This window comes from Asaia sp. SF2.1, from assembly GCF_000505765.1.
GTDB classification, from domain to species: domain Bacteria; phylum Pseudomonadota; class Alphaproteobacteria; order Acetobacterales; family Acetobacteraceae; genus Asaia; species Asaia bogorensis.
Genome location: NZ_AYXS01000037.1, coordinates 1 through 3053, shown reverse-complemented (window position 1 = coordinate 3053; position 3053 = coordinate 1). Strand labels below are relative to the sequence as shown.

The following is a 3053-nucleotide window of genomic DNA, read 5'->3' as shown; positions in this document are numbered from 1 at the left end:
GTATTGATATCGCGCGACGAGGGCGGCTTCGGCGTTGTTCGTGTGAGGTGGCGCCCACATGAACGTGGTTATCGAAATAATTATCGTATGATTAGACCTATATAGTAGTAAACTTCATCGAAATTAACAAATACAGAATCGTAAATATAAGTTACCATTTCTTAAACTTATAAAACTACTCGTATCGACATAATGGCGTCGCGCCGGACGGTCTGTATTGTATCGTAATGATACCCCATGTAACTCTTATAAAACGATTTTAATATTTCGTATCGTCATCAAATTTTCATCCCGCGACCGCAATGCGTTGTGATAGGAACATTAACGTAACGATCTATGTTCGTTAATAATCCAGTATGTGTTCCGGGAAGTATGATGCGCTTTAACGCCCGCTATTTTTTATGTGCGACATCCGTCCTCGCGTTGAGTGTCTCTGCCGCTCAGGCCGAGCAAAGCCAGACCGGTCGTAAGACGGCCTCGTCTAAAACCGCGCAGAGTACGGATTCTGGGCCGTCCATGATGGGTTCGACGTCTCCTGCGGATGCGGCACGCAGTGAAACCGTCCAGGTACGGGCGAGCCGTCACACGTCTGCGGGGGGCGGCCTCATGGTGCATGAGGACGCGGCGAAGTCACGTTCGACCGTCACGCAGGAGTTTATCGCCAAACAGACGCCCGGTCTCAACCCGATGCAGCTCATCGCCTCGCTGCCCGGCGTCAATACCACCTCGGTTGACCCCCTTGGCCTGAACGGCGGTAACCTGACGTTGCGTGGTCTGAATGCCAGCCAGATTGGCTTCACGCTTGAAGGTTTCCCCATCAACGATATCGGCAACTACGCCGTCTACCCTCAGGAAATCGTTGATTCAGAGAATTTGCGCACGATCAATGTGGAGCAGGGCTCGGCAGATCTCGACAGCCCCCACATCAGCGCCTCGGGCGGTGCTGTAAATATGTATCTGCTGGACCCGACTGAAAAATTTAGCGGCCATCTCGACGGTACGTATGGCAGCTATAATGCCCGCCGCATCTTTGGCCGCGTGGATACTGGTCGCATCGGCAACACGCATCTCAAGGGCTATATCTCATTTTCGGCTGCTCATGAGGATTCATGGCGTGGTCCGGGTGCGCAGAAGAAGCTGCACGGCGAGACCAAATGGGTGAACGAATGGGGGCAGGGCAATCGTATCGCGCTGGCGATTGTCGGCAACCAAAGCGATAGCACGCTCTTCCCGTCCATGAGTCTCGCGAACTGGCAGAAATACGGTACATCCTACACGTATGACTCCAAGTGGAATCCGAAAAGTCCGAGCGCCAATTATTACAAGCTGCATCAGAACCCGTTCACGAACATCTATGCCAGCGCGCCGTCCACATTTACGCTGACGGACAACCTGACGCTGACGGAAACACCGTATTTTTGGTATGGCAATGGTAATGGCGGCGGTGCCTATAATGAAAGCCTGACGAGCCAGCAATATGGTTCGCAGTCTCTGAGCGGCTCGATCGGTCCATACAACCCATCGAACACAAAAAGCCTGCTCCTTTATAACCCGTCCAACACACAGACTTATCGCCCGGGTGCCGTCACAAAGCTGGCTCTGCATACCGGGGCCAACCGTCTGATGATTGGTTACTGGTTCGAGTATTCCAAGCAGATCCAGACGGCGCCTTATAGTCTTGTCGATCCCGCGACCGGCGCACCGCTGGATGAATATGGTGGCGGCCCGAACCTCGTGCTTTCCAACGGCACGACTGCTCAATACCGTGACACGCTGACGCAGACGCGTATTCACACGCTCTTCATCGATGACTCGCTCTCATTGCTGAACAATCGCCTCACCATCGAGGGCGGCCTGAAATATGCAATGATCACCCGCCAGGGGCAGAACTATCTGCCTGACACATCGACAGGTCCCTATATCAACGGAAGCTGGAACGAGCCTCTGCCAGCCGCGTCCATTCGCTACAAGCTGAATGACCAGTTCCAGCTTTTTGCCTCCGGGACGACCAATTTCCGCATCCCGATGAACACATCGCTTTATGACGCTGGCACCTACACCAAGGGCGTGGGCTACAGCACAAAGGCGAACCCGAACCAAAAGCCGGAAATCTCGATTTCGGAAGAAGCCGGCGTGCGCTACCAGGGAAGCCTTTTCAACAGCACACTGACCTATTTCCACTACAATTTCACGAACCGCCTCTATACCCAGACAGTAGTGCTGCCCAACGGGTCCTACTACTCACAGAGCATTAACGGCGGTGGATCGCACGCTGATGGCGTTGATTTCGAAATCGGTACGCGCCCGATCCTTTATCATCTGCGTCCCTATGTCTCGGCCGAGTACATCAACGCCCGGACGGACAGCAATGTCGCGGCTGGCAGCAGCGGTGACTACGTGTTCAGCAAGGGCAAGTTTGCACCCCAGACGCCCAAGCAGCAGGTGGCCTTCAACCTCGACTATGACGATGGACACCTGTTCAGCGGCTTCAACCTCAAATATGTCGGGAAGCAGTATGCGACGTTCAATAATGACACGTCGATCCCAAGCTATGTGACGATGAACGTCCATGCCGGATATCGCTTCCACAATTTCGGCTTCATGAAGAACCCGGTCCTTCAGCTCAACCTGCAGAACATCACGAACAACCACTATCTTGGCTTCGTGAATGGCACTGCCGCGAACGGCAAGGCAACGACCGGGGTGTATGGGCACAAATTGTCTGCCGGAAGCACAACTTACTACGTCGCGTCACCTTTCTTCGTGGGTGGTACGGCAAGCGTCGATTTTTGAATAAAGCGATCGTGTTTCGCAAGAGGGGAGGGGGCTCGGGCCCCCTTTTCTTTTGTGAGGCGTACTGCGGGAAGTTTGACCACACAGAGAGTTTTTCACGGCATGCTGTCATTTTTTTGAAATTATGTGTTGACGGTGGTGTGTGTGGGGTCTAAAAGCCCGTTCACCGCAGCGGAACACGCCGCGGTGACTGCCTGGAAGACTGAGTAAGATCAGTGGGTTAGGCGGGGTTCTTTGAAAATTGAATAGGTTATGGAAGG

1 protein-coding gene is annotated in these 3053 nt (G+C 53.4%); it reads left to right on the top strand.

Annotated elements, in window-relative coordinates; genetic code table 11:
* Positions 1-516: 516 nt before the first annotated feature.
* Entirely contained in the window at positions 517-2793 is a 2277-nt protein-coding gene (locus P792_RS32160; RefSeq protein WP_023979454.1) for a TonB-dependent receptor, read from the top strand.
* Positions 2794-3053: the final 260 nt, after the last annotated feature.

What these genes read in the sequence shown, in the direction of transcription:
- P792_RS32160 (WP_023979454.1), top strand. Translation starts at nt 517, where the DNA reads ATGATGGGTTCGACGTCTCCTGCGGATGCGGCACGCAGTGAAACCGTC.